General features: G+C 65.6%; 30 protein-coding genes and 1 pseudogene. 13 read left to right on the top strand and 18 right to left on the bottom strand.

The genetic code is table 11. The features are described 5' to 3' along the window. Window positions 1–66 precede the first annotated feature (66 nt). The 3 genes from ACEN98_RS24580 to ACEN98_RS24590 form a co-directional block, all read right to left on the bottom strand. Window positions 67–1,104: an SDR family oxidoreductase gene (locus tag ACEN98_RS24580; protein WP_413387516.1), complete on the bottom strand. Its 1,038-nt coding sequence runs from the start codon at window positions 1,102–1,104 to the stop codon at window positions 67–69. Between the two features lie 9 nt (window positions 1,105–1,113). Continuing rightward, window positions 1,114–2,187, bottom strand: a complete 1,074-nt coding sequence (locus tag ACEN98_RS24585) for an SDR family oxidoreductase (RefSeq protein WP_413387517.1) — start codon at window positions 2,185–2,187, stop codon at window positions 1,114–1,116. Between the two features lie 148 nt (window positions 2,188–2,335). Beyond that, the gene (locus tag ACEN98_RS24590) at window positions 2,336–3,259 is read right to left on the bottom strand and encodes a LysR substrate-binding domain-containing protein (protein WP_413387518.1); all 924 of its coding nucleotides are present in this window, start codon (window positions 3,257–3,259) and stop codon (window positions 2,336–2,338) included. Between the two features lie 109 nt (window positions 3,260–3,368). On the opposite strand from ACEN98_RS24590, the gene ACEN98_RS24595 reads away from it, so the two are divergent. Together ACEN98_RS24595 and ACEN98_RS24600 are read left to right on the top strand one after the other, a co-directional pair. After that, on the top strand, window positions 3,369–3,773 hold the full coding sequence (locus tag ACEN98_RS24595) for a RidA family protein (protein WP_413387519.1): 405 nt from the start codon (window positions 3,369–3,371) through the stop codon (window positions 3,771–3,773). Further along, window positions 3,763–4,890: an NADH:flavin oxidoreductase gene (locus tag ACEN98_RS24600; protein ID WP_413387520.1), complete on the top strand. Its 1,128-nt coding sequence runs from the start codon at window positions 3,763–3,765 to the stop codon at window positions 4,888–4,890. The genes ACEN98_RS24595 and ACEN98_RS24600 overlap by 11 nt, the downstream gene beginning before the upstream one ends. A 123-nt stretch (window positions 4,891–5,013) precedes the next feature. Here the strand turns inward: ACEN98_RS24600 and ACEN98_RS24605 are convergent. From ACEN98_RS24605 to ACEN98_RS24615, 3 genes and pseudogenes are all read right to left on the bottom strand, one after another. Continuing rightward, window positions 5,014–5,302: pseudogene (locus tag ACEN98_RS24605) on the bottom strand (sulfate transporter subunit); the annotation flags it as partial. A 150-nt stretch (window positions 5,303–5,452) separates the two neighbouring features. Beyond that, window positions 5,453–6,505, bottom strand: a complete 1,053-nt coding sequence (locus ACEN98_RS24610; protein WP_413340165.1) for an RNA-guided endonuclease InsQ/TnpB family protein — start codon at window positions 6,503–6,505, stop codon at window positions 5,453–5,455. Between the two features lie 111 nt (window positions 6,506–6,616). After that, complete coding sequence (locus ACEN98_RS24615; protein ID WP_413387521.1) at window positions 6,617–6,829, bottom strand: hypothetical protein; 213 nt, start codon at window positions 6,827–6,829, stop codon at window positions 6,617–6,619. 164 nt (window positions 6,830–6,993) lie between these two features. On the opposite strand from ACEN98_RS24615, the gene ACEN98_RS24620 reads away from it, so the two are divergent. From ACEN98_RS24620 to ACEN98_RS24630, 3 genes are read left to right on the top strand one after another with little or no spacing between them, the layout of a single operon-like run. Beyond that, window positions 6,994–7,758 (top strand): phosphatase PAP2 family protein, encoded by a 765-nt coding sequence (locus ACEN98_RS24620; RefSeq protein ID WP_413387522.1) that lies wholly within the window; start codon window positions 6,994–6,996, stop codon window positions 7,756–7,758. Further along, window positions 7,755–8,669, top strand: a complete 915-nt coding sequence (locus tag ACEN98_RS24625; protein ID WP_413387523.1) for a diacylglycerol/lipid kinase family protein — start codon at window positions 7,755–7,757, stop codon at window positions 8,667–8,669. Before ACEN98_RS24620 ends, ACEN98_RS24625 begins: the two co-directional genes overlap by 4 nt. A gap of 16 nt (window positions 8,670–8,685) precedes the next feature. Then, a complete protein-coding gene (locus tag ACEN98_RS24630) occupies window positions 8,686–9,522 on the top strand; it encodes a metallophosphoesterase family protein (protein ID WP_413341576.1) in 837 nt (278 codons plus the stop codon). 102 nt (window positions 9,523–9,624) lie between these two features. Here ACEN98_RS24630 and cls read toward each other — a convergent pair whose 3' ends face one another. Beyond that, window positions 9,625–11,028 carry a cardiolipin synthase gene (gene cls, locus ACEN98_RS24635; RefSeq protein ID WP_413387524.1) on the bottom strand — a complete coding sequence of 468 codons (1,404 nt, stop codon included), beginning with the start codon at window positions 11,026–11,028 and terminating at the stop codon, window positions 9,625–9,627. Further along, a complete protein-coding gene (locus tag ACEN98_RS24640; RefSeq protein WP_413387525.1) occupies window positions 11,025–13,145 on the bottom strand; it encodes a site-specific recombinase in 2,121 nt (706 codons plus the stop codon). Before ACEN98_RS24640 ends, cls begins: the two co-directional genes overlap by 4 nt. A gap of 124 nt (window positions 13,146–13,269) precedes the next feature. Here ACEN98_RS24640 and ACEN98_RS24645 point away from each other — a divergent pair, with 124 nt between their 5' ends. Beyond that, the gene (locus ACEN98_RS24645; RefSeq protein ID WP_413387526.1) at window positions 13,270–14,106 is read left to right on the top strand and encodes a branched-chain amino acid aminotransferase; all 837 of its coding nucleotides are present in this window, start codon (window positions 13,270–13,272) and stop codon (window positions 14,104–14,106) included. Between the two features lie 158 nt (window positions 14,107–14,264). On the opposite strand, the gene ACEN98_RS24650 is transcribed toward ACEN98_RS24645, so the two are convergent. The 6 genes from ACEN98_RS24650 to ACEN98_RS24675 form a co-directional block, all read right to left on the bottom strand. Further along, complete coding sequence (locus ACEN98_RS24650; protein ID WP_413387527.1) at window positions 14,265–14,825, bottom strand: DUF3617 domain-containing protein; 561 nt, start codon at window positions 14,823–14,825, stop codon at window positions 14,265–14,267. 32 nt (window positions 14,826–14,857) lie between these two features. Then, window positions 14,858–15,454, bottom strand: coding sequence for an NUDIX domain-containing protein (locus ACEN98_RS24655; RefSeq protein ID WP_413387528.1), 597 nt, complete (start codon window positions 15,452–15,454; stop codon window positions 14,858–14,860). A gap of 72 nt (window positions 15,455–15,526) precedes the next feature. Beyond that, complete coding sequence (locus ACEN98_RS24660; protein WP_413387529.1) at window positions 15,527–16,198, bottom strand: OmpA family protein; 672 nt, start codon at window positions 16,196–16,198, stop codon at window positions 15,527–15,529. Between the two features lie 131 nt (window positions 16,199–16,329). After that, on the bottom strand, window positions 16,330–16,476 hold the full coding sequence (locus ACEN98_RS24665; protein WP_105378160.1) for a lmo0937 family membrane protein: 147 nt from the start codon (window positions 16,474–16,476) through the stop codon (window positions 16,330–16,332). Window positions 16,477–16,563: 87 nt separating this feature from the next. Beyond that, window positions 16,564–16,794 carry a hypothetical protein gene (locus ACEN98_RS24670; protein ID WP_413387530.1) on the bottom strand — a complete coding sequence of 77 codons (231 nt, stop codon included), beginning with the start codon at window positions 16,792–16,794 and terminating at the stop codon, window positions 16,564–16,566. Window positions 16,795–17,010: 216 nt separating this feature from the next. Next, window positions 17,011–17,844 carry a glycine zipper 2TM domain-containing protein gene (locus ACEN98_RS24675; protein ID WP_413387531.1) on the bottom strand — a complete coding sequence of 278 codons (834 nt, stop codon included), beginning with the start codon at window positions 17,842–17,844 and terminating at the stop codon, window positions 17,011–17,013. Window positions 17,845–18,069: 225 nt separating this feature from the next. On the opposite strand from ACEN98_RS24675, the gene ACEN98_RS24680 reads away from it, so the two are divergent. Beyond that, the gene (locus tag ACEN98_RS24680) at window positions 18,070–18,801 is read left to right on the top strand and encodes a Crp/Fnr family transcriptional regulator (protein WP_413387532.1); all 732 of its coding nucleotides are present in this window, start codon (window positions 18,070–18,072) and stop codon (window positions 18,799–18,801) included. A 63-nt stretch (window positions 18,802–18,864) separates the two neighbouring features. Here ACEN98_RS24680 and ACEN98_RS24685 read toward each other — a convergent pair whose 3' ends face one another. The 3 genes from ACEN98_RS24685 to ACEN98_RS24695 form a co-directional block, all read right to left on the bottom strand. Further along, window positions 18,865–19,086: a glycine zipper 2TM domain-containing protein gene (locus ACEN98_RS24685; RefSeq protein ID WP_036237051.1), complete on the bottom strand. Its 222-nt coding sequence runs from the start codon at window positions 19,084–19,086 to the stop codon at window positions 18,865–18,867. Between the two features lie 28 nt (window positions 19,087–19,114). Then, a complete protein-coding gene (locus ACEN98_RS24690) occupies window positions 19,115–19,447 on the bottom strand; it encodes a BON domain-containing protein (RefSeq protein ID WP_413387533.1) in 333 nt (110 codons plus the stop codon). 125 nt (window positions 19,448–19,572) lie between these two features. Beyond that, window positions 19,573–21,633: an AsmA family protein gene (locus ACEN98_RS24695; protein ID WP_413387534.1), complete on the bottom strand. Its 2,061-nt coding sequence runs from the start codon at window positions 21,631–21,633 to the stop codon at window positions 19,573–19,575. 186 nt (window positions 21,634–21,819) lie between these two features. Between ACEN98_RS24695 and ACEN98_RS24700 the strand changes: the two genes are divergently transcribed. Genes ACEN98_RS24700 through ACEN98_RS24725 form a run of 6 tightly spaced genes read left to right on the top strand, consistent with a single transcriptional unit; the run spans window position 21,820 to window position 24,931 of the window. Further along, on the top strand, window positions 21,820–22,215 hold the full coding sequence (locus tag ACEN98_RS24700; RefSeq protein ID WP_413387535.1) for a DUF4398 domain-containing protein: 396 nt from the start codon (window positions 21,820–21,822) through the stop codon (window positions 22,213–22,215). A gap of 40 nt (window positions 22,216–22,255) precedes the next feature. After that, window positions 22,256–23,173 (top strand): OmpA family protein, encoded by a 918-nt coding sequence (locus ACEN98_RS24705; RefSeq protein WP_371762989.1) that lies wholly within the window; start codon window positions 22,256–22,258, stop codon window positions 23,171–23,173. A gap of 59 nt (window positions 23,174–23,232) precedes the next feature. Next, window positions 23,233–23,769: a ferritin-like domain-containing protein gene (locus ACEN98_RS24710; protein ID WP_413345245.1), complete on the top strand. Its 537-nt coding sequence runs from the start codon at window positions 23,233–23,235 to the stop codon at window positions 23,767–23,769. 37 nt (window positions 23,770–23,806) lie between these two features. Continuing rightward, window positions 23,807–24,145: a DUF883 family protein gene (locus tag ACEN98_RS24715; RefSeq protein ID WP_413345247.1), complete on the top strand. Its 339-nt coding sequence runs from the start codon at window positions 23,807–23,809 to the stop codon at window positions 24,143–24,145. Between the two features lie 18 nt (window positions 24,146–24,163). Then, a complete protein-coding gene (locus ACEN98_RS24720; protein ID WP_056127481.1) occupies window positions 24,164–24,550 on the top strand; it encodes a phage holin family protein in 387 nt (128 codons plus the stop codon). Window positions 24,551–24,565: 15 nt separating this feature from the next. Then, window positions 24,566–24,931: a hypothetical protein gene (locus ACEN98_RS24725; RefSeq protein ID WP_413387536.1), complete on the top strand. Its 366-nt coding sequence runs from the start codon at window positions 24,566–24,568 to the stop codon at window positions 24,929–24,931. Between the two features lie 165 nt (window positions 24,932–25,096). Here the strand turns inward: ACEN98_RS24725 and ACEN98_RS24730 are convergent, their stop codons facing one another. Continuing rightward, window positions 25,097–25,573, bottom strand: a complete 477-nt coding sequence (locus ACEN98_RS24730) for a glycine zipper 2TM domain-containing protein (protein ID WP_413387537.1) — start codon at window positions 25,571–25,573, stop codon at window positions 25,097–25,099. Window positions 25,574–25,731: the final 158 nt, after the last annotated feature.

The following is a 25,731-nucleotide window of genomic DNA, read 5'->3' on the forward strand; positions in this document are numbered from 1 at the left end:
AAGCGGACATTTCTACTTTGCTGAAAGCGGACATTTTAACTTTGCCTTTACACACCCTACGCGGCGTTATGCATGCCACACCGTCCGCTGCCGCGGCCTGCGCGTCAACGCCCACGCCGCCAGCAGCGCCCCGCCGAGCAGCACGGTCTTCGTGGACGCCGACCGCATCTCGAACGACGTGTACGGACTCCGCTCGACGACCCGACGCTCGCCATTGTTGCGCTGGCGGAGCTCCTGCTCGGCGACCGGTGCGTACAGGCTGTCGCGGCGCGCGCTCGAGTTCGGGCGCTCGGATTGCTGCTGGCCGAACATCGTGCGGCTCATGAAACGGTCCAGCGCGCGCGGCATCAGGTAGCCCGCCACCGACGTCAGCTTCGAGTGGCCGCCCACGTACAGGTCGCGCTCGGGCACCTGGGCCGCGTGCACGATGGCCTGCGCCACCAGTTCCGGCGCGTAGTTCGGCGGCGGCAGGTCGGGCTCGTGTTCCATGTAGCTCTTGGCGTGGTTCGGGAATGGCGTCGCGATCGCGGCCGGCTTGATCACCGTGAGCGAGATGCCGGCGTCTTCCTTGTCCAGCTCCATGCGCAGCGATTCCGTGAAACCCTTGATCGCGTGCTTGGACGCCGAATAGGTGCCCTGCAGCGGCACCGAGCGGTCCGACACTTCGCTGCCCAGGTTGATGAGGGCGCCGCCGCCGCGGCCCTTCATGAGCTTGACGGCTTCCAGCGAGCCGTGCACGACGCCCCAGAAATTCGTCTGCATGACCTTGCGCATGTCTTCCAGCGCGACGTCCTCGTTCCGGCCGTAGACGCTGATGCCCGCGTTGTTGACCCACGTGTCGACGCGCCCGAAGCGCTCCATCGCCGCCTGGCTGATGCGGGCGACGTCCGCCGGGTTGCCGACGTCCGCCGTGACGGTCGCCACTTCCACGCCGCGCTGGCGCATTTCGTGGGCCAGGGTGTCGAGGGCGTCGCCGTCGCGCGCGGCAAGCACGAGATGGGCGCCGCCTTCCGCCGCCATGCGGGCGGTGGCCAGGCCGATGCCGCTCGTCGCGCCCGTGATCACCATGACTTGTTCATTCAGTTTTTTGAGCTTGATCGACATGTTGCCTCCTCACAGCGCCTGGCGCAGACGGTTGGATGACCAGATTCGGCTGGCCGAGGTGCGGCTGACCGGACGGCCCGCCAGCTTCCATGCGGCGAACAGCGCGCCGGCGCCCAGCAGCACGCCCACCACCTTGCCCTTGCGCAGCGACAGCGCGGTGTACGGACACGTCTCGACCACGTGTTCCGAGAGGCCCTGGCGTTCGCGCAGTTCGTGCTGCGGGTTCGGGGCGTGCAGGGCGTCGCGGCGGTTCGGGGCGCTCGGGATGTCGGTCTGCTGCTGCTTGAACATCGTCGCGCGCATCATGCGGTCGAGCACCGAGGGCATTGCGAAGTTGCCGACGGAGAAGGCCTTGGCCGCGCCGCCGACGAACACGTCGCGCTTCGGATGCTGGGCCGCGTACAGGATGGATTTCGCGACCAGTTCCGGCGCGTAGATCGGCGGCGGCAGGGTCGGTTCCTTGTCCATGTAGTTCTTCGCGTGCGCGACGAACATCGTGTCGACGGCGGCCGGCTTGATGAGCGTGACGGCGATCGGCGCCTTGTCCTTGTCCAGTTCGACGCGCAGCGAATCCGTGAACGCCTTCACCGCGTGCTTCGACGCGGCGTAGATGCCCTGCAGCGGGATCGAGACGTCGGACAGTTCGCTGCCCAGGTTGATGATGGCGCCGCCGCCGCGCGTCTTCATGTGCTTGACGGCTTCCAGCGAGCCGTGGACGACACCCCAGTAATTCGTGTCGAACAGGCGTTGCATGTCTTCCAGCGAGACGTCTTCGTTGCGGCCGAAGATCGAGATGCCGGCATTGTTGACCCAGGTGTCGATGCGGCCGAAGCGCTCCATCGCGGCCTGGCCGATGCGTTCCACGTCGGCTGGGTTGCCGACGTCGGCCACGACCGTCGCGACTTGCGTACCGGTGCGGCGCAGTTCGCTCGCCAGCTGGTCGAGCGCGTCGGCGCTGCGGGCTGCGAGTACCAGTTTGGCACATTGCTCGGCGGCCATACGGGCCGTCGTGAGACCGATGCCGCTCGTGGCGCCGGTGATGACCATCACCTGCTCGTTAATCTTGCGTAATTGCACTGACATGAATGCTCCTTCGCTCAGGTTGGAGAAAAGCCGCCGCAGTGCGCGTCAAGCGATCCGTGCGGCTCCGTGATTACGAGTTCGTTGCTGAACACGACAATCGTAGCCGCACAGCGGATTTCAAGTCATTTGTTACAAGATTGCGCCTTGTTCAGGATTTGCAAGCCTCCGCCTCGCGGCGCAGCCAGTGGGCGACGGCCAGCGCCGCAGGGCCCGGCGGCGGGTCGGCGCGCATTGCCAAGTGGTATGTGTACCCGGGGATGGCCGGTCCGAACGGTTGCACGAGATAGCCCGCCGCGATCTCTTCGGCCACCAGGGCAAGACTCAGCAAGGCGACGCCCTGGCCTGCGACGGCGGCCTGGATCGCATGGCCTTCGTCCGAATACCGGAGTTGTCCGCGCGCAGGTTGCCATGCGAGCCCCGTGCGCGCGAACCATGTTTCCCATGTGGGATTGGCCGGGGACGCTTTTTGCCAGTCGAAGTGGATGAGCGGCACGGATTGCAGATCCTCGATCGAGCGGACGCCCAGCATCGGGTTGACGACCGGCGCGTACGTGTCGGCGAACATGACCTCGGTCATCAGTCCGGGGTAGGGGCCGCTGCCGTAGCGCACGGCGACGTCGATGCCGTGCGCGTCGAAATCGACCGTCGCATCGGACGCATGCAATTGTAGGTCGATGTCCGGATGCAATGCGTGAAAGCGGGCGACCCGCGGTACGAGCCATTTCGCGGTGAACGCGTGCGTCGCGGACACCGTGACCCTGTCTCTCCGGTTCGGCTGCGTGAGGCGCGCCAGCATGGCTTCGATGGCATCGAAGCCCTGGCGCAGCACGGGATACAGCTGCGCCCCCGCGTCGGTCAGCGTGACTTGCCGCACCTGGCGCACGAAGAGTTTCAGGCCCGTGAAGTCTTCGAGGGCGCGGATGCGGTGGCTGATCGCCGTCGGTGTCACGGCGAGCTCATCGGCAGCTCGCTTGAAGCTGCCGTGCCGCGCCGCCGCCTCGAACGCGCGCAGGGAGGAGAGCGGTGGCAGCCGGCGTGTCGTCCGTTCGCCGAATGGGTGATTTGAAGTCATCTGATGCGTGAAAAACCATCGTTTGTCGTAAGGGCTGCTGGGGGCGATTATTCCATATATGGGTGAGTTGATCTCATCCCGTTCTTCTTTTCGAATTCAGGAGGCAGACATGCTCGAACGTATCATCACGCAGCCGGATCCGTATGAACCCTATCTGCTGTCGCAGGGCATTCGGTTCGGCGATTTGCTGTTCATCTCCGGCCAGGCCGGTGCCGGCGACGACGGACGCATCGTCGCCGGCGGCTTCCTCGCCCAAGGCGAGCAGGCTTTTGCCAACCTGCGGCGCGCGCTGGAAGCAGGCGGATCCAGCCTGCGCGACGTCATCAAGGTGACGATCTTCGTGACCGACATGGGCCATTTCCAGGACGTCGTGGCGCTGCGCAGGAAATTTTTCTCGGCGCCGTATCCCGCCGATACGATTGCCGAGATCAAGGCGCTCTACGATCCGCGGGCGATGATCGAGATCGAGGCGATCGCGGCCGTACGCAGGGAGGGCGGCGGCGATGCGCGATAACGGTCACGTTGCCATTCTCTTCGAACCGCTGGCCCTGGGTTCGCTGGCGTTGCCCAACCGTCTGGCCGTCGCGCCGATGACGCGCGTGAGTGCGGGCGCCGATGGCGTGCCGACGACGTGCATGGCCGGCTATTACGCGCAGTTCGCGGACGGCGGCTTCGGCCTCGTCATCACGGAAGGCCTGTACACGGATGAGGCGTACTCTCAGGGTTATCTGCACCAGCCGGGGCTCGCGAACGCGGCGCAGCGCGATGCGTGGCGACCCATCGTCGCAGGCGTGCAGTCACGCGGCGGCCGTGTAATCGCGCAATTGATGCATGCGGGCGCACTGTCGCAGGGGAACCCATACCGGACGGGCACCATCGGTCCGTCGGCCGTGCAGCCGAAGGGCAAGCAGATGACGTTCTATCGCGGGACGGGTGAGTACGCCGTGCCTGCCGCGATGACACCGGAGGATATCGACACGGCCGTGGCCGGCTTCGCGCGGGCAGCCCTCCGAGCTCGTGAAGCGGGGTTCGATGGCGTCGAGATCCATGGCGCGAACGGGTATTTGCTGGACCAGTTCCTGTCGGAAGGCATCAATCTGCGCGACGACCGCTACGGCGGCGGCCTCGACGGTAGGTTGCGTTTGCTCGTGGAAGTCGTCGACGCGGTGCGGGCCGCGGTGGGGACGAACTACGTCGTCGGCGTGCGCCTGTCGCAGGCGAAGGTCAACGATTTCACGCATCGCTGGGGAGGAGAGGAAGAGGCCGCCGCGATCTTCCGTACGGTTGGCGGACTGGACGTCGACTACGTGCACGTGACCGAGTACGAAGCATGGAAGCCCGCCTTCGAGACAGGGCCGAGCCTGGCCGCACTGGCGAAGCGCCACGGCGGCAAGCCGGTCATCGCCAACGGTTCGCTGCACGATCCGGCGCAGGCCATGGGCATGGTCGAGCGGGGCGAGGCGGACGTCGTGTCGCTCGGCCGCGGCGCGCTGGCCCAGGCGGACTGGCCGCGGCGCGTCAGGGACGGCGCCACGCTCGCATCATTCGATCCGGCCATCCTGTCGCCGCTCGCGGATCTCGCGAACGCGGTCCGGTGGCGTACGCAGGCGGAGTACCTGCGGCCCGGCTAATAGATCTGGTCGAACAGGCCGCCGTCCGCGACATGGGTCTTGTGCGCTTTCGTTCAGCCGACGGCGAGTTCGCCGATCGTGCATAGCTTGATCGCCGGGAATTGCACCGTGTACTGCTCGGCCCTGTTGCCAGTTGTGCGCGATAAGGCCGCGTTCGCTGATAGCATCGATGTCGTACGCGAGGGCCCAGCGTGACGAGGTCGGCCTGCAGTCTGCCGATCACGGAATGCGCTTGCTTGCCGGAGGCGCCATGCGACTGCCTGACCGTCACGTCGTCGCCCGTCTTGACCTGGTACTGCCGCGCGAACGCGGCATTACGGTCCTGGTACAACTCGCGCGTCGGGTCGTAGGACACGTTCTGCAGGGTGATGTTCGTCGCCCTTGCGGCGGACGAGCCTAGCGCAGCGGCCACGAAGAACGCAACGGCGAAAACAGTGGCGAACGCGGAGGCGACTTTTTATTGCACATCGTTTTCTTTCGGTTGAGTGTCTATAAGCAGCGCCGTAAGGTAGGTGCCTGCCCAGCGAAAGAAAACGATGAAGCTTTTGACGTCCTCCCCACCTTAAAGGACGGGGATTCCTGCAGCCAGCGTCGCACGTCCGCGACGGAGAATGTTTATCGCAGCATTGATATCGCGATCATGTGCACAACCGCAAACATTACACTGCCACTCTCTTATTCCAAGGTCTGCGATACCTTTCGGCCGCGAATCTGGCATGGCGCCACAATTCGAACAGACTTGGGAAGTAAAGCTTTCGTCGACTTCCTCGAACCACGCGCCATGCTTAACAGCCTTGGACGCCAGTTGATGTCGGAAGCGCGACCAGCCAGCATCAAGTACAGACTTGGCCATGCTGGTCCTGGCAAGTCTGGCGGCCGCCACATTGCCGACCGCGATATAGTCGAATTGCCGGACAATGCGGTCCGAGAGCTTGTGCAGAAAGTCGTTGCGACGGTTCGCTATCTTTGCGTGGATCGCCCTGACGCGCCGCTTCTTGTGGGCGCGCTGCGCCAGCGCGAGCGCTTGCTCGGCACCACGATAGATACGCTGCGCTTCAATCTTTTCGCCGGTGGAAAGCGTCGCGAAGTCTTTCAGTCCAAGGTCGATACCGACACCGCGCAACGGTTGGCGGGCATGGATATCGGGCGTGACCACATCGATCACGATATTCAGGTACCAGTTCCCTCGCGTGTCACGCGAAAAGTTGGTGCCGTCCTTGATCTTCCCTTCGGGCAGCGGCCGGCTGTTAAAGACGCGAAAAGTATTGCCTGCGAAGCGAAACGCATCACCTTCCCGCTTCAGTTCCCGTCCCTTGATCGGCACCCAGCCCAAGGAACGCTTGCCGCGATAGCGAAGATAAGGTCGCTTCTTTTGCGAACGCGATCTTGCATACTGTTCGCAGACCGCATTCACGGTCCCGGAATGCAGGCCCAGTTCCTTGCTGCTGCCGGTCGTCAACTTGTTCAGGTCAAAGCCCGAAAGCCAGGGGCGGCCGAAACGCAGCGCATCCTTTTGCCGATCGTTGCAGTAATTCCAGACGACGTTACACGCACGCGACTGCCTGTCAAGCAGCCCGTTCAGGGATTTCACCCGGTAACGATAAACCAGAATCATGCTCCGATTATATGCAGCGTTTTTAGCAACCGAAAGGCATCGATTGACGCGCAATCGTCTTCTTTCTTCCCCGCCCTGAAAGACGGGGTTTCCTCGGAGAACCTGATGAACTTAATGCGCTTTGGACAGGATGAGCAGCCAACGGCGCAGCAGCAGCACTTCCACGTGGCCCGGCTCGACGCCGGTATCGCACTCGATGATCGGGTTGACCGGGTAGAAGCGCTTGCGGAAGTCGCGCGTTACCAGGATCTCGCGGCGACCAAAGCGCACGAGGAAAGGCGTCGGAGCATATTCAAGGCCGAAGGAGCTGTTCAGAGTCGACATGACGATCCCTTTATCGAGTTAGGTTGCGTTAGCGTTGGCAAGTTGTCTTGCTCGAGTAGGCACAGAATAGCACAACTACTGTATAAATACACAGGTACTGTACAAAAAAACAGTTGTTGCATTTTTGTGTGGTTTTTTCGCCAATTCGCCCCATCTGGAGCGGTATGCTGAACACCGCTCCATCACGCCTGCGCCGCTTCATCGCCGCCCGCCTGTCGCCCGAAGGGCAGATGGGCCTGCACCTCACCGCCGGCCTCGCGCTGCTGGTGCTGGCGGCCTGGATCTTCGGCGAGATCGCCGAGGACGTCGTCACCGGCGACACCATCACGCTCGTCGACGTCCAGCTCGCGCACTGGTTCCACGAGCGCGCCACGCCGGGTTTCACGCGCGCCATGCTGGTCGTCACGCACTGGAACGGCATCGCCGGATCGAGCATCATGGCCGCGCTGCTGGCGCTGTGGTTCTGGCGCCGCCATGCGCATTACTGGCTGATCGTCTGCCTTGTCGCCGTGCCGGGCGGCATGCTGCTGAACGTCGCGCTGAAGCACGTGTTCCGGCGCACCCGCCCCAGCTTCGACGATCCGCTGCTGAGCCTGATGACGTACAGCTTCCCCAGCGGCCACACGGCGGCCGCCACCGTGTTTTACGGCCTGCTCGCGTGCTACCTCGTGCGGCGGGTGCGGACGTGGCGCGCGCGCGCGCTGGTCATGCTCGGCGCCGTCGTGATGGTGATGCTCGTCGCGCTGTCGCGCATGTACCTCGGCGTGCACTACCTGTCCGACGTGCTGGCCGCGGCGGCGGAGGGGGCGGCCTGGCTCGCGATCTGCATCACCGCCGTGTCGACCCTGCACCGGCGTCGGCTGGCGCGGGGGCAAACGTCGTGGAGCGAGCGCGCGCATCGCGCCGCTGCGGCGGAGGACCTGCAATGAATCCCGTGACCGTGATTGTCAACGCGGGCGCCGGCACCGGCCACGACGAGGCCGCGTGCGATGCGCTGAGAACGCAACTAACCGACGCGGGGCTGAACGCCGAGCTCGTCCGGGCAGACGGCGGCGACCAGATGATCGGTGCGGCACGGCGCGCGTTGGAGCAGGGCGCGCGCCTGGTCGCGGCCGGTGGGGGCGACGGCACCATCAATGCCGTGGCCTCCGTGATGGTCGATTCCGGCGTGCCGTTCGGCGTGCTGCCGCTGGGCACGCTCAACCACTTCGCCAAGGACCTCGGCATTCCGCTCGACCTCGGCGCGGCCGTGCGCAACCTCGCGACGGGGCGGCCCGTGCAGGTCGACGTGGGCGAGGTGAACGGCCGCATCTTCCTGAACAATTCCAGCCTCGGCCTGTACCCGGACATCGTGCGCGACCGCGAAAAACAGCAGCGCCGCCTCGGCCGCGGCAAGTGGCCGGCCGCCGCCTGGGCCGCGCTCGCGGCGCTGCGCCGCTATCCGTTCCTGTCGATGCGCCTGACCGTCAACGGCGAGCGGCTCGCGCGGCGCACGCCGTTCGTCTTCATCGGCAACAACGCCTACACGATGCAGGGCCTGGCGATCGGCGAGCGGGCGCGCCTCGACGAGGGCGTGCTGAGCCTGTACGTGGCGCAGCATCCGACGCGCCTGGGCCTGCTGCGCTTCGCGTTCGACGCGCTGCTCGGCCGCCTCGGCCAGGAGCGCGACTTCGACGTGCTGACGGCACCCGAGTTCGACATCGACACGCACCGCCATCGTCTGCTCGTGGCGACCGATGGCGAAGTGACGGAAATGCACCCGCCGTTACGCTACCGGATGCGGCCTGGCGCACTGACGGTGCTGGTGCCTCCGGTAGAAAATGGCGTCAATCAACCATAACGGAAAGGGGAACCCCATGCGCACACTCGTCCACCTGTCCGACCTGCACTTCGGCCGCGTCGACGCCATGCTGCTTGACCCGCTGCGCGAACTGGTCCACAAGCTGGCGCCGAACGTCGTCGTCGTGTCCGGCGACCTGACGCAGCGCGCCAGGAGCGAGCAGTTCGAGGAAGCGAAGGCCTGGCTCGATACGTTGCCGGGCCCGCAGATCATCGTGCCGGGCAACCACGACATTTCGCTGTACAACGTGTTCCGCCGGTTCCTGCTGCCGCTCGACCGCTACAAGCGCTACATCACGGACGACCTCGACCCCGTCTATATCGACGACGAGATCGCGGTGCTGGGCGTGAACACGGCGCGTTCGCTCACGTTCAAGGACGGCCGCGTCAACAAGGAACAGGTGGACAAGATTCGCGCGACCCTGTCCGGACTGCCGAAGGAGGTTACGCGCGTCGTCGTCACGCACCATCCGTTCGACCTGCCGAAGGGCGCTGAAGAGGATGACCTCGTCGATCGCGCACAAATGGCGATGGACGTGTTCGCGGAACTGGGCATCGACCTGTTGATGGCGGGCCACCTGCACATGAGCCATGCGGGCAACACGCAGGCCCGCTACAAGATCAGCGAATACGCCGCGCTCGTCGTGCAGGCCGGCACGGCGACCTCCACGCGCGGGCGGGGTGAAGTGAATTCGTTCAACGTGCTCCGTATCGAGCCCCAGCGTATCGAAGTCGACCGCTACGGCTGGGACAGCGTGCACAACCAGTTCCAGGTGCTGAACACGGAGAAGTTCATGCGCAGCGGGAACGTCTGGACGGAAGTGCCGGATGGGATGATGGCGGCCGGAATTTAGCCGCAGGCGCATGGCAACGTCGTCCCCGCGCAGGCGGGGACCCAAGTACGCGTATCGACGGCTCATGCAAAATTGGACCCCCGCCTTCGCGGGGGCGACGGGTCAGATCCAATATTCTCCGAGCCGCGCCATCCATTCCTTGATCCGGTCGGACCACGGCCGGTGCCGCCACCTTTCCAGCGTGACTTCCTTCGAGTCCCTCAAATCCTCGTTGAACGCGCTTTCCATCGCCGCGCCGAACGCCGGATCGATGACAACCACGTTCAGTTCGTAGTTGTGGATGAAGCTGCGCCGGTCGATGTTGGCGGAGCCGATCGTCGACCAGCCGCCGTCGATCACGGCCGTCTTGGCGTGCAGCACCGCGATCTGCAGCTCGAAGATGCGCACGCCGCCGGCCAGCAACTGGTCGTAGAAGCCCTGGCCGGCGTAGCGGATCAGGCTGTGGTCCGACACGCCCGGCAGCACGAGCCGCACGTCCACGCCGCGTTTCGCCGCGGCGATGAGCGCGTCGACGATCTGCTGGTCCGGCACGAAATAGGCCGACGTGACGTGGATCGATTTCTTCGCCTCGCTGATCGCGACGACGAGCGCCTTGTAGATGTCGGATTCGTGAGCCGGGTCGGACGCGAGCACGCGGACGATCTTGTCGCCGACGGGCGCCAGCGTCGGGAAATATTCGGCCTGCGGCAGCTCGCCGCCTTCCTGCTGCACCCACAGGTTCACGAACGACCACTGCAGCGGCGCGACGGCCGGGCCTTCGATCTTCACGTGCGTGTCGCGCCAGCCGACCTTGTCGCCGTCGACCTGGTCCGGCTTCTGGCGCGAGCGGAACAGCGAGCTGTTCGCATACGTGCTGCTGATGTTGATGCCGCCCGTGAACGCGACCTTGCCGTCGACGACCATCAGCTTGCGGTGGTTGCGGTTGTTCAGCTCCCACTTGCCGCGCGCCTTGGCGGGATTCACCGGATTGAAGACCAGCACGCGGATGCCGGCCTGGCGCATGCGGTCGAAAAAGGCGGCCGGCGTCGCGAGGGCGCCGACGGCGTCGACCATCACGTTCACGGCCACGCCCTGGCGCTGCTTCTCGATCAGCACGTCGGCGAATTCGATCCCGACCTGGTCCTGGTCGAAGATATAGGTTTCGAGGTTGATGGAACTGGTGGCGGCGCGCGCGGCGGCCATCATTTCGCGCATCGTCGCGGGGCCGTCGAACAGCAGCATGACCTTGTTGCCCGCGATGAGGGGGACGCCCGTCGCCTGTTCTTCCAGCGCCGCCAGCGCCTTCAGGTTGCCGCTCGCATTGGCCCAGCGCCGCGCCACGAGGGCGGACGCCTGCTTCGGCGCCAGGGCGCCCTTGGTCGTCGCGATCGTGGGCACGGCCTTCGCGGGCGCTTCGGGTTCGACATCCGGCAGCGACTTGCACGCGACGACGCCGCAACTGAGGCACAGGGCCATCAGCCAGGCGAACGGGGAACAGTAACGTGCAAAGCGCTGTCGGAGTCTCATTTGAAACCTCTCGGGTTGGCAACCGCGGCCTCGTCGAGGTCGCGCGGTCCGATGAAAAAGTCGAGCGGCGCCGCCCGCAGGCGGCGGCCCAGTGCGCGCAGCAGGCGGAATCCGTTGCGGAAGCGCACCTTGCGCGCCCGCAGCGCCACCCACAGCGCGAGGCCGAAGCTCACCAGCAGGTTGACCATGCCGATGAGCGCGATGCCGAGGAACGTGATGGCGATCGTTTCCGGATCGACCTGCTGGCCGAGCCCGACGAAGCCGATGGCGAGATTGGCGGATGAAAAGGTCACGTGGCGTACGTCCAGTGGCAGGCCGAGGAGGTAGCCGACGGTGCCCGTGATCCCCATCAGCACGCCGAACACGAAGTTGCCCATCAGGCCGCCCAGGTTGTCCTCGACGTAGCGGGCGAAGCGGGCGCGCCGTTCCTCGCCGAGCAGGCGGCGCAGCCAGCGCAGCTGCTGCACGCGCTGGCCCATGCGCGTGTACAGGGCCTTGTTGTCGTAGTAGCCGGACACGAGCCCCGACACGAACAGCCACACGCCCGCGATCGCGGCATGCAGCAGCGCGAGCGAATGCCACGGGTGACTGTCCGCGATCAGGTGCTCCGCCTTGGCGGGGTTCACGAGGTGCGTGCCGAAGATCCAGTACCAGGCGAGGGCGATGGCCCACGCGACCGGGATCACGGTCGCGAGATTGCCCAGCACGGCGACGATCTGCGTCCGGAACACTTTATTCACGAGGGCCGCCATGCTGTCGACGTCGACCTGGCGCCGGCTCGAGCCCCGCTGCGCCGTATCGTGCAGGGCGGCGGCGATGCGCGCGGCCGTCATCGCCGGCTGCTTGGTCGCGATGGTGAAATGCAGCACGTGCACGAGCATGAAGCCGGCCGCGTAATTGAGGCTGTAGAGCAGGGCTTCGATCAGCGGGGCGCGGTGCTGGTACGAGATCAGGATCTTGATGAGCGCCATGAAGCCGATGATGATGCCGGCCCCGGCCGACGACGCGAACATGCCGCGCAGGTCCGCGCGCCGCTCGGCAATGTAGTGCTCGCCCGTGCGGCTCGCGTTCTCCGTGACGTTGCGGGCCAGCAGGTCGATGTTGTCGCGCAGCAGGCCGCGCACCTCGTACTTCGTGTTGTGCGCTTCCGCGAGTTCCTGGGCGAGGTCGACGGCCGCCGCGCGGCGCAGGCTCGTCGGCGGCTCGGTGGGCGGCGTCGCCTCGTTCGCGAGCGTTTCCACGTCCACGGTGGGCGCGGACGGCAGTTCTCCGCTCGTGTCGACGAGGAACAGCAGCTTTCTCAGGCGGTCGATACTCTGGGTCAGCGCGACGAGCAGATAGGTCAGCGCGACGCTCGTGCCGGAGGCGAGGGCCTTGCTGCGGATCTTCAGCACGACCGCTTCGCACTGGTCGAGCATGACGAGCAGGTGGCGCGCGTCTTCCATCGTGTCGACCTCGCCGCACATCAGGCGGCCGTAGTCGTCGAGGTATTTGTTCGCCTCGATGTTCTGCATGAGGAAGGGCGAGTCCACTTCCTCGATTTCCATGTGCGCGTGAATCAGGCGCGGCTCCAGGCCCAGCGCGCAGACACGGCACGACAGGGTGCGGATGGCGTCCAGCAGGCCCGCCAGCACGATCCTGCGCGCGCGCGAGGACTCGGCGGATTCGTGCTCCGCGCCGTCCGGCGGCGCGGCGTTCGCGACCACGTCGAACAGCTCGAGCCAGTCGGCGTTCGGTACGGCGCGGATCCACTGGTAATCGTCTTCGCGGCACAGCACGCGGTCGAGCGTGTCGGACAGGTATGAATCGTCCAGCGCGGGCGGCAGGATGCGGTAGGCGATGCGTTTTTTCAGTTCCGTGAAGAAGCCGTCGTTCGACAGGATGCCGACGTCGGAATACAGGCTCGTGTGGCGGCGCGTTTCGAGCAGCCGGGTCAGGTAGCGGCGCAGCGTCCAGGCCTGGCCGGGATGACCCTTCAGCAGCTGGGTCAAGGTGCGCACCTGGGCGCGCGCGTAGTCGTGGTCGCTTGCGCGGCGTGGGCGCAACCGGTCGACCAGCTCGACCAGCAGGTCGATGCGGTCGCTGTCCGGGTCGAGATGTTCGAGAATCGAGAGCATGGGAATCTTCGCAGCTAGGAAAGGTCAGTGTACGCGCGGATACGCGGCGGCCACTGTACGGTGACGAACCGAGCAGGCAGGCCTGCGTTACACTTGATGCTTGACGTCAGCACTGGGGAGCAGCATGTATCTGACTTACTATAACGGCCAATGGGCCGAAGGGAATACGCCGTTGTTCGGTGCCATGGACCACAGCGTCTGGCTGGGTTCGTCCGTCTTCGACGGCGCGCGGGCGTTGCGCGGCCATCTGCCGGACCTGCGTCCGCACCTGGAGCGCGTGATCGCGTCGGCGGACAAATTGGGCTTGCAGTGCCCGCTGAACGTGGACGAGATGGAAGCGCTCGTGCGCGAAGGCGTCGCGCGCTTTCCGGCCGACGCGGAGCTGTACATCCGTCCGCTCGTGTTCGCCTCCGAAGGTTTCCTGATCCCGACGCCGGAAGCGGCCGCCTTCGCGCTGACGCTGTTCGACGCGCCGCTGCCGCCGTTCTCCGGCTTCTCGGCCTGTTTGTCGGCGCTGCGCCGTCCGGAGCCGACGATGGCCCCGACGGATGCCAAGGCGTCCGCGCTGTACGCCAACACGGCGCGCGCGCTGCGCGAGGCAAAGTCACGCGGCTTCGACAACGCCGTCCTGCTGGACGCGGCGGGCAACGTGGCCGAGTTCGCGACGTCGAACCTGTTCCTCGTCACGGCCGACGGCGACGTCGTCACGCCCGCGCTGAACGGCACGTTCCTCGCCGGCATCACGCGTGCCCGCGTGATCGCGCTGCTGGGCGAGGCCGGCCTGAAGGTCGTCGAGCGCACCGTCAAGCCGGAAGAGCTGGACACGGCGCGCGAAATCTTCAACACCGGCAACTACGGCAAGGTTGCGCCGTGCACGCGCTACGAATCGCGCGAACTGCCGGCCGGCCCGATCGCGAAACAGGCGCGCGACCTCTACCTCGCGTTTACCGAGACGACCTGACACAAAAAATCGGGGTCAGAAAATTCGGGGTCAGAGCAATGTGCTCTGACCCCGAATTTGCAAACGAATGGGCTCTGACCCCGAATTGGAGAAATAGGTTGACGAAAAAAAGCCAGGCGCGCGGCCTGGCCCGGAGATCCCATTGGGGTCAATCGCTACTACTTTGCGCGGGGGATGGGGATCGCACGGATGGTGCCGCAGTCGGCCGACAGCCACTTGCCGCTGACATCCACGTCCACGGTCTGGTTGCGCCCCTGTTCTTCGCTCCGGATCTTCATGCGGGCACGGTAACTCGTGTCGTTGTCGGCGACCAGGTCGCCTTCGCCGCTCACCTTCGGTGTCGTGCAGGTGAACGTGATGTGGCCGCGCGTCGCCGATTGCTGCGTGAACGACTGCCTGCAATCGCCCTGCTGGACCGGGAATTCCTTGCGCTCGGCCATCTCGCGCGTCAGGCACAGCTTGGTCTGCAGCGCGCCGTTGGCGCCGACGTCGAGCTGCACGCCATTCTGCCGCATCATCTTCTGCATCTGCTGGCGCTGTTCGGGCGACATGTTGGCCATGTGCTGCTGCATGGCAGACATCGCTTGCGATATCTGCGGGTCGCTCGACGTCATCGTGTTCGACAGCGACCACAGGCCGGGTTTCAGCGCCTGTGCGCCGGCCGGGAGCGCGGCGCAGGCACACGCCAGCACGAGCGCGGATGCAATGGATTTGTTCATCGTTATTCCTTCCTTTTAAACATTGGGCGGCATCACGACGCCTCGCCATGCCGTCCCAGCACCTTGCGCTCCAGGTACATGAGCAGCAGGACGGTCTTGGCATCGACGATGTCGCCCGTCTCGACCATCGCGAGGGCGTCGTCGAAATCCAGTTCCACGACCTCGATGTCTTCGCCTTCCCCGGGATTGCCGCCGCCGGCGTCGCAGCGCCGCGCGCGATCATACTCCGCGACGAACAGGTGGATGCGTTCCGTCGTCGATCCCGGGCTGACGTACAACTGCAGCGCGGACTGCACGTGGTCGATGTCGTAGCCGGTTTCCTCGCGCGCTTCGGCGATGGCGCGTTCGGCCGGGTCGGCGCCGTCCAGCATGCCGGCCGCCGCTTCGAGCAGGTAGCCATCGTGGCCAGCCAGGCGGGCGCCGAGGCGGAACTGGCGCGTCAGCACCACCGACCGGTGGGCGCGGTTGTACAGCAGCACGGCGGCGCCGTCCGCGCAATCGTAGATTTCGCGCGACTGGACTTGCAGTTCGCCGTCCTGGCGACGCTGGGCATAGGTGACGTTCTTGAGAGGCAGATAATGGTCCGAGAGGATCTCCTCGCGGACGATGCGCACGGTGTCGCGGGTCATGGCATCTCCTGTGGTTGGCCTTGCCCGAGGATACACCGTGCGCGTCATGGACGGGCGCGCGCGCCCGCGCGGTCAACCCTGGCGGGCCGGTTCGCTGACGTAGATCTCGACGCGGCGGTTGCGCGCGCGGCCGGCCGGATCGTCGTTGGTGGCGATCGGTTCGCGGGAGGCGCGGCCTTCGACGGTGATGCGGGCCGGATTGATGCCGCGCGCCGTCAGGTAGTCGCGCGTGTGGGCGGCGCGGTCCAGCGACAGCGGCTGGTTGATCTGGTCGCTGCCCGTGTTGTCGGTGTGGCCGATGATGGTGACGTTGGTGGCCGGATTCTCGTTCAGCGTCTGGGCGAAGCGGTCGAGGATCGGGCGGAAGTTCGGCTTGATGTCGGAGCGGTTCGTGTCGAACGAGACGTCGCTCGGGATCTCGAGTTTCAGGCGGTTGTCCGAGGTCTGCGACACCTGCACGCCGGTGCCGCGCGTGGCCTGTTCCATCTGCTGGCGCTGCTGTTCCATGTGGCGCGACCAGACGTTGCCGACGACGGCGCCCGCCGCCGCGCCCAGCACCGCGCCCCGGGTGGCCCGGCCGGAACCGCCGCCGCCCGTCGTGGCGCCGAGAATCGCGCCGAGGCCGGCACCGACGCCGGCGCCGGTCGCAGTGCCGCGCTGGGTCTGGCTCATGTCGGCGCAGCCGGTGGCGGCCACGGCAAAGGCGGTGGCGCACAGGGTGGAACGGATCAGGGTTGTTTTCATGGTGGTCTCCTTCAAAAAAAAATATCCGTTTCGTAGTCGCACCCGCAGCAGTGGGCACGACCGCGAAACGGATCGGTCAGGTCCGCAGGTCACTGCGGTCCGGCACGACGCCGCGTGCCGCTATGATACTGCTATATGCCTCGACCACTGATCAGGCGCACCAGGATCATGATGACGGCGACGACCAGCAGGATGTGGATGAAACCGCCGACGGTATAGGAAGTTACCAGACCGAGCAGCCACAGAATGATGAGAATGACGGCAATTGTGTAGAGCATGATAGTGTCCTCATGGTTGACCGGCGTTGCTGTGCCGTGAATCCAGTATCGAACTAACAAGCTTTGTATTCCGTACGATGCCGTACATTACGTCGCGCTTTTTTGTTCCTTGTGCAAGCCGGGAATCCAGCCCATGAAGCCCATCAGGCCGAGACAGCCGATCAGGCAGGTCAGGAGGCCGCCCGTGATCAGGAAAAAGACGTCCTGCGCCGCCAGCTCGGCCGCCGTCGCCTGCGGTGCCGGCTCCGCGCTTGCCAGGCCAAAGCCCGTCAAAAGAAGTCCCCAGAGAATGATGCCGATCCATGCCAGACTGTTCATGTCGCGTCCTTTCGCTTGAGTGAGCTCTGCCGTACGAAGCCGATACTGCTGTGCGGAGGCAAACTCATCCGTGCGCCAACGCACATTGCGAAAAAGAAAACTTAGTGAGCGATCGTGCAAGGTGCAAACGCCGCGCACCCGTCTCCAACATAGCACGCGGCTGGACAAAACAAAACCGGGGCCGAAGCCCCGGTTGACCGGTTGATGCGGGTTCCCTCACGCCGAACGCAGCGATCCTTTCACGATGCGCACGCGGTCGCCCGTGCGCCACGGCGGGGCGCTGTGCTGGTGGAACGTGCGCAGCGTGCCGTCGTCGAGGCGGACACGGATCTCGTAGCTGATGTCGGCCTTCATGTTGCCTTCCACCTGGTTGCCGACGACGGCACCGCCGACCGCGCCGGCGACCGTCGCCAGCTGCCGGCCGTGACCGCTGCCGACCTGGTTGCCCAGCAGGCCGCCGAGGATGGCGCCGCCGGCCGCGCCCACGCCGCTGCCCTGGGCGCGCGTCTTGATCTGGCGGATCGACTCAATGTTGCCGCAGTTGTTGCACCAGTTGCTGCCGCTGTCGTTGGATGCCAGCTTCGTCGATTTATGCGTGACCTTCGGCGCCGGGGCGCGCTCGACCGGCGCGTATTGCGGGGCCGGGGCCGGGGCGGGCGCGTAGTCGGCGCCGGCACTCGTCGATCCCTGGCTGCCGCCGTCGCCGTATGCGGTGGTCGGCGCGGCATAGGATTGCGCGCCGGCCGGGACGGGGTAGGTGGGCTGCACCGGCGTTTGCACCGGGTAGGTGGTTTGCGGCTGGCCCGCCAGCGGTGCGGCGGGCGCCGTGGCCGGGGCCACGTAGCCCGGCTGGCCCGGCTGTTGCAGGCCGGCCGACAGGGCCGCGCGGTCGGCGTCGCTCAACTGGCCGCGGTTGTGGCCGGTCGACGACGGCAGCCAGCCCATGATGGCCGCCGTGCCGATGGCGCAGAACAGGATGACCGCGATCGCGGCGGCGATCAGCAGCGGGTGTTGCTTCGCCCGGGCGGGCGGGGTGGGGTGCGTGTCCATGGCTTTCCTTTCCGGTGTCGGTGGGGACGAGGGCGTGTCGCGAGCCTCGAGTCCGGTACGTTTCCATTGTCCCTGGCAACAACACCCCGTTCCGTGCGTCACCGTACATACTTGCCCTGGCGCGGCCGGTACGCTGACTGAAAGTTGTCAGTAAATGTTTCCGGGCAGTGTAAATAGCCAATCTCCCAAACGTGTGAACCGATGAAGTCCAACCGCGAGGGTCCGATGAATTCAGCCGCTCCACCTGTGATCGCCGAGCACAATGCCAACCTGCTGCTGGCTGCGCTCCCGCCGCAGGAGATGGCACGGATGCTGCCGGCGCTCGACCAGGTCAAGGTGGACGTCGGCGCCGTGTTGTGCGAGCCGGGCGACATCATCCGTCACATCTATTTTCCGCACGATTGCCTGATCTCGCTGATGGCCGTGGCCGAAGGCCGCATGACGCTCGAGGTGGGCCTCGTGGGCCGCGAAGGCATGCTGGGCGCCACCGTCGGGCTCGGCCACGAGACGACGCAGGTGCGCGCCGTCGTGCAGCGTGCCGGCAACGCCAGCCGCATCGACGCCGACCGCCTGCGCATCGAATTTGCCCGCAACCCGGCCCTGCAGCGCGTGCTGTACCGCTACACGGATGCGCTGCTGGCCCAGGCCATCCAGATCGCGGTGTGCAGCCGCTACCACGTGCTGGAGGCGCGTCTCGCACGCTCGCTGCTCGTCACGCGCGATCGCCTGCAGTCCGACAAATTCCACCTGACGCACGAATTCCTCGCCCATGCGCTGGGCGTGCGCCGCGTGGGCGTCACCAAGGCCGCCAGCGCGTTGCAGCAGCAGGGGCTCATCAACTACAGCCGCGGCAATATCGAGATCCTCGATCCGGAACGTCTCGCCGCCGCTGCCTGCACCTGCTACGAGATCGTGCGCGAAGCGGGGGCCGGTGTCGGCGCGCCCGTGCTGGCCTGACCGTCGTCGATCCAAAGAAAAATGCCCCGGCAAGCGGGGCATTGTCTTTTGGTGCAGACGCGATCAGTGCGTGGTCTTCACCTGGTTGCCGATCACGCCGCCGACGGCTGCGCCACCGACGGTACCGACGGCGCTGCCGCCCGTCAGTGCGCCGCCGACGACTGCGCCGGCGCCGGCGCCGATGGCGGTGTTACGGTCCTGCTTCGACATGCCGGCGCAGCCGGTCAGGCCCAGGGCCACGGTTGCCAGCGTTGCGGTCGCGATGATGTGCTTGATGGTCTTCATGTTGATCTCCTTAAGGTGGGTTACATACTCACTTCAGGCGCAGCTCATTCCTGACCGATCTGACGCCCCTCACGGTGCGCGCGGCCGCGGCGGCCGCCGCCACGTCGTCCGCGGAGCTCACGAATCCGCTCAGCTTGACGACCCCCAGGTCCGTGTCGACGTCGATCTCGTTTGCCTTCAGGCTGGCATCGCCGAGGAGGGCGGCCTTCACGCCGGCCGTGATGCCGGCGTCATCGGTTTGCCCTACGACAGCCGTCGGGCTGTTCGTCGCGCATCCCGCGATCCCGCACAGGGCCAGAGCCGCCAGCAATGCCGATGTCGACAGTGCTGCCGGGGTCCTGCCTGTACCGAATCGTTTCATGCCTTCTGCGCTTCCTCGCGATGCCGGCCTGCTGTTCGGGAACGGCGCCGGCCTTACCATGACTCCAGCATAAATGTCGTTCGCATAGCGGTCTGTACGACAAATAACACTGTGACATGCCGGGCTCAACGTTTGGCGCTTTTCCCGGGCGGCGGCGCAACGGGTTTCGCGCCCGCCTTGGCCAGCAGTGCATTGCACGGGCTGTCCTTGCCCGGCCCCGTGTTGATCAGCGGGAGCAGGGCGGCGGCCGGTGCCGCGACGACGGCCAGCGCGGCCGCCGCGCCGCCTTTCAGCGCGAGCACTTTCTTGTCGAGCGACAGGTCCGGATTCTTGAACGTGCCGCGCACATAGAACGGCGTGCGCAACGTGAACAGGCGCAGGCCCTTGGTCTCCGGCTTGATGCGCAGGTCCATCTGTTCGGTCGACATGTTCACCCAGCCATTGATGTCGACGATGGCTTCCTCTGTGTCGAGCACGAAGGTGCGGGTCTGCGCCACGCCATCCTTCACGCCCAGGTCGGCGGCGAGGCAGTTCAGCTTGACCTCCTTGTCGCCGAACAGTTTCGTGATGATGATGTTGCCGACGTTCAGGCCGGCCTCCTCGAGCAGCAGCTTGCTGACGACGCCCTGGCTGACGAGACCTTTCACTTCGCCGTTCGCACCGGCCAGCATCGCGCCGACGGAATCGCCCGTTGCCGAGAGCTTCGCTTCGCCATAGATCGAGCCCACGGTCGCCTGCATCTTTTCGATTTGCGGGAACAATTCCTTGATGTGGATGTCGCGCGCCTTGACGTCGGCGGTCGCCTTGATCGGGCTGTTGGCGTTGCTGCCGTCGAGCTTGATGTTCGAGTTGACGTTGCCGCCGGCCATCACGAAATTCAGCGGCTCCAGCGTGAGCACGCCATTGTTCATTACGACATGGCTTTGCAGCTTGCTGATGGGCAGGTCCTTGTCCTTGACGATGCGGTCGGCCGTGAAGCGGACGTCGGCGTCCAGCACCTTCCAGCGCTCCGTATGGAATTTCTCGACGGGGAGGGCCTTGTTTTCCGGCTGCACGGCCTCGACGCCCCGCGCGCGCTTGCTCGCGTTGGAATCGGCGCCGATCAGCGGGCCGAGGTCGGCAAAGCGCAGCTGGTGCGACACGACGTTGCCGGTGAGCTTGTTGCGCGGCTTGCCCGTCGCGAATTCGAGGCGGCCCGCGATGTCGGACTGGCCCACCTTGCCCTTGAACTTGTCGTACACCCAGCGGCTCTTGTTCTCGCCCAGTTCGCCCGTCAGGTGGCCGTCGGTCGAGAACGCGGGCGTCTCGGGCAGCAGCACGCCCGTGAACGGATACAGCCGCGCCATCGACGGCGCCGCCAGCGTCAGTTTCACATCGATGCCCGCGAGGTGGGCGGGGCGGGTGACCGTCCCTTCGACGGCGACGCGCGTATTGGCCGAGTGCACGTCGGCCTGGACGGGGAACGGCTCGTCCTGGTCGCGCAGCGACAGCACGGAACCCGTCTTGCCGCCGCCGCCCACAGGCGCGCCGTTGTACTCGCCGCGCAGCTTGAAGGCGATGCCATAGGTCGGGTCGTTCGCGATCGTGTCGATGTCGGCCGTGACGTCGGCCTTGGTCACGGCGTCGATCACGTGCACCGTGCCCTTGTTCAGAACGACCCGTTCGAGGTCGAGCGTCCACTTCGATTTCTTTTCCTCGCGCTTGTAGACCCAATTGTAGTGCGTGGCGTCCACGCGCAGCAGCTCGGCCTGCGGGCCGTCGAAGCGCAGCACGGGCACGTGGATGCGGTGGCCCAGCAGCGCGAACGGATCGAGCGAGAACGAGAACTGGCGCACGCTGGCCATGTCGCGCTGGGGCAGGCCTTGCGGGTTGCCCACGTGGACGTCGTCCGCGTACAAATGCGGCCACGGAATGTAGTCGCGCCACGTGCGCTGCGCTTTCGGTATGCTTTTCGACGGCTGCTCCCAATGCACGGCGAGATTGCCGCGAATGGCGAACGGACGGTCGATCGCGTCGCTGACCTTGTCGTTGAGCCAGGGCTTGGCGCGGTTCCAGTCGAACGTGAGTACGATGATGATGGCGATGACGGGAATCGCCACCAGCACGCCGACGATGCCGAGCGTGATCTTCACCGGACGCGACATGCGCGCGCCCTGCCTGGGCTGTTGGGTGGGCTGGGTTGTCATGGCCTTCCTTCTGGTGGGACGGGTTGATCGCAGATTAACGTAAAGGTCCTTGCGTCAATGTGCGGTGCCGCACCTTAGCCCGGCCGCAGGGGGGCCGAGGCCGTGTCTATGTGCGCCAGCGAACCGATCTCGTCCGGCGCGAGGGTTATAACGTTACCAACACAATCTAAAAACAGGAGTCGCAAGATGGATACGAAATCGATGAACCTGCTGACGCGGGTCGGCGCAGCCGCCGTGGTGCTTTCGCTGGCTGCCTGCGCCAGCCCGGAAAAGACCCCGGCCACGGCTGCCGTCGCGGTTTCGCACAATGCCGTCGAAAACGCCGTGTCGGCCGGCGCACCCGAGCTGGCGCCGACGGAGATCTCGGCTGCGCGCGACAAGATGATGCGCGCCAACCAGGCCCTGGCCGCCAAGGATTACAAGACGGCCCGCGAACTCGCGATCCAGGCCCAGGCCGACGCCAAGCTGGCGCAGAGCAAGGCCAATTCGGCCAAGGCCACGGCCGCCGCCGACGCGCTCAACGAGGACCTGCGCGTGCTGCGCCAGGAAGTCGACCGCGCCAATTCCGACCAGCAGCAATAAAGCCCAATAACAAGAACCGCAGAAAGGAAGCATCATGAAAATGAATTTCCTGAAGGCCCTCGTCGTTGCCGGCACGATCGCCCTGGCCGGCTGCAGCACCGTCCCGACCACCACACCCACGCTGGACGAGGCGCGCGCCGACTTCGTCGCGGCGAACAACAATCCGCAGGTCGCGACGTACGCGCAAATGGAATTCAAGCAGGCCGGCGAAGCACTCGACCGCGCCAACCAGGCCGCCGCCCAGCGCGAGAGCCTGGATACGATCGACCGCCTGGCCTACATCGCCAAGCAGAAGATCGCCACCGCCCAGGAAGTGGCGAAGACGAAGTCCGCCGAGGCGGAGGTCGCGAATGCGGCCCGCGAACGCGACCGCGTCCAGCTGGAAGCCCGCACCGCCGAGGCCGACCGTGCCAAGCGCGACGCGGCTGCCGCCCAGGCCCAGGCCGCCGCGGCCCAGGCTCAGGCCCAGGATGCGCAGGCCCAGGCCGCCGCCGCCCAGCAGCAGGCCGCCCAGCAGGCCGACCGCGCAGCGCGCCTGGAAGCCCTGCTCGTCGAACTGCATGCGCAGAAGACGGAGCGCGGCATGGTCGTCACCATCGGCGACGTGCTGTTCGCCACCGACCGCGCGGAACTGAACGCGAACGGCATGGCAACCGTGAAAAAACTGGCCGAGATCATGACGCAGAACCCCGACCGCACTGTCATGGTCGAAGGATTTACCGACAGCACGGGCACCGCGGCCCACAACAAGGACCTGTCCGAGCGCCGCGCGGCGTCCGTGGCCCAGGCCCTCGTCGGCCTCGGCGTGCCGCGCGAACGCATCGGCATGCGCGGCTATGGCGAGGCATTCCCGGTCGCGTCGAACGACACGGCCGCGAACCGCCAGCTGAACCGCCGCGTGGAGATCGTGCTGTCGAACGCCGGCGCACCGATCCCGCCGCGAGCGGCACAGCGCTGAATGGGGGCCTCGCAAATCTCGAGCCCCCGGATTGAAAACTCACTGAAAGAGGAAGATTCATGGAACAGAACGCATCCAACCTGGCGCACGGCTTCGACATCGCGGAAATCCGCCGCGCGGCCGCGAATCTCGAAGACGGCGCCGTCACCGAGGGCTACGCGGCCGACCGCGAAGCCGTCATCGGCATGCTCAATGCCGCACTGGCGACGGAACTGCTGTGCGTGCTGCGCTACAAGCGCCACTACTACACGGTCAGCGGTCCGAACACGGGGCACATCAAGGCCGAGTTCCTCGAGCATGCGCAGCAGGAGCAGGACCACGCCGACCGCATCGCCGAGCGCATCGTCCAGCTGAACGGTTCGCCGAACTTCAACCCGGCCACGCTGACCCAGCGCAGCCATGCGGAGTACGACGATTCGGAAGACGTGCAAGCCATGATCCGCGCCGACCTGATCGCCGAGCGCGTGGCGATCGAATCCTACCGCCAGATGATCCAGGCCATCGGCGACAAGGATCCGACCACCACGATCATGCTGACCGAGATCCTGGCCACCGAGGAAGAGCACGCCGACGACATGCGTGACCTGCTGGCCTGAACCCTTACCCACCACTACCTACAACAAGGAGTACATCATGTTAGAGTCCATCCGCGCCAATGCCAACGCCTCCCAACTGAACGGCGCAGCGAACAATGCTTCCGGCGACATGAAAGCGCTCGTCAAGGACGCACAGTCGCTGCTGAGCGCCGCCGCTTCCCTCACCGGCAACAAGGCCGACGAACTGCGCGAGCGCGGCATGGAACTGCTCGACCAGGCGCTGGGCAAGGCCGGCAAGTACCAGGATCAAGCCCTCGTCAAGAGCAAGGAACTGGCGCGCGCAACCGATGTCTACGTGAAGGACAACCCATGGCGCACCGTGGCCGTGGCGGCCGGCGTCGGCCTGCTGCTGGGTGTCATTCTGGGCCGCAAATAATTCGGGTCGGGGGCAGCCATGGATAACAATGAAACCGTCGTGCATAGCCCCGGCCTCATGGGTGGGATCACGGGCCTGGCCAAGAACCTGTTCGGGCTCGTGGTGTCGCGCGTGGAACTTGCCGCGCTCGAGCTGTCGGAAGTACGCAATCACGTGATCGAACTCGTGGTCATCTTCGCGATGGCCGCCCTGGCCACGTGGTTCGCGCTGGCGTACGGTACCGCGACGATCGTGGCGCTGGCCTGGGAAGAAATGGGCTGGAAGATCCTGCTCGTCATGTTCGTCGTGTTCGCCGTAATCACCCTGATCCTCGTGATGAAGGGACTCTCGCTGCTCAAGCAGGGCAAGCTGGCGTTCCCCGAGACCATGAAGGAATTGCGCAACGACCGCGACATGCTGTTGTAACCGGAGGAACGAGCTATGGAAAAAACGATCGGCCATCACACGCATGGCTCCCTTGAAGAGCGCAAGCGGGCCCTGTTGCGCGACGGCGAGTTCTACCGCAGCGGCGTCGCCCACGCGCGCGCCCAGATCAAGCACGCGGCGCGCCCCGAAGTGATCTTTCATTCGGCGCTCGACCACGCGACCTGGGTGCTGCGTACCCGCGCCGATGCATTGCTCAAGCCGACCGGCACGAGCATTTCGGTCCTGGCCCCGTATGCGCTGACCGTGCTGGGCTTCATCCGCAAGCGCAATCTCGGCAAGCCGGCACTGGGCGTGGCCGCCGTCCTGGGCGCGCTCGGTTGGTACTTGCAGCGCAAACGCGCGCAGCAAGTGGCATACTAAGGACAACGCGGCGCGATTCGCCACCGGATCGCGCCTTCACGAATATGGTGGGGCTTGAGCGGCGTCGCAATCTTCGATTGGACGCCGTCTTTTTATGCCTTCGCCGCATCCTTCCCATTAAAAAAGCCGGCAGAGCCGGCTTGAAGTGTGCACGGGGCGCGCCGCTCAATAGCGATAGACGCGGCCGTCGACGATGCGCACGCGGTTGCCCACGCGCAGGTCGTACACATTGTCCTGGACGATGGTGCGGTATTCGCCATTGTCTAGACGGATATTGACTGCGTACTGCTGTTGTCCTGCTCCCTCGCGGTTCGCTTCCACACGGTTACCGATCGCTGCGCCCGCCACGCCGCCGGCGACGGTTGCCGCCGTGCGGCCGCCGCCGCTGCCGACCTGGTTGCCGGCCAACGCACCGACGAGGCCGCCGACGATCGCGCCGGCACCGCTCGTGCGGCCTTCACCACTGGTCACCTGGATCGATTCGATCGTGCCGTAGCCCGTCGAAGCCGTGTTGTCGTAGCCGTTGGTGTAGCCATTGTTGTAGCCGTTGTTGGCGTAGCTGGGCTGGGACGACTGGCTGGCGCAGCCACCGAGGAGCGCACTGGCCGCGACGAGGGCGGCAAGGGTACGAGTAGCTTTCATGACTTGTTCTCCTGGCAAAGATGTGGGACCAGATTACGCAGTCATGCGTATGGGGTCTGTGCGATGACGCACTCACCTGCGGGTGCTCATCCGATGCTTTTTCATCATCTTTTTTCGTGTGTTCGGCAGCGAACAGAAATCGTCCTTACGGCAGAGTA

The sequence above is a fragment of the Massilia sp. CT11-137 genome (assembly GCF_047302885.1).
Lineage (GTDB): Bacteria > Pseudomonadota > Gammaproteobacteria > Burkholderiales > Burkholderiaceae_D > Telluria > Telluria orientalis.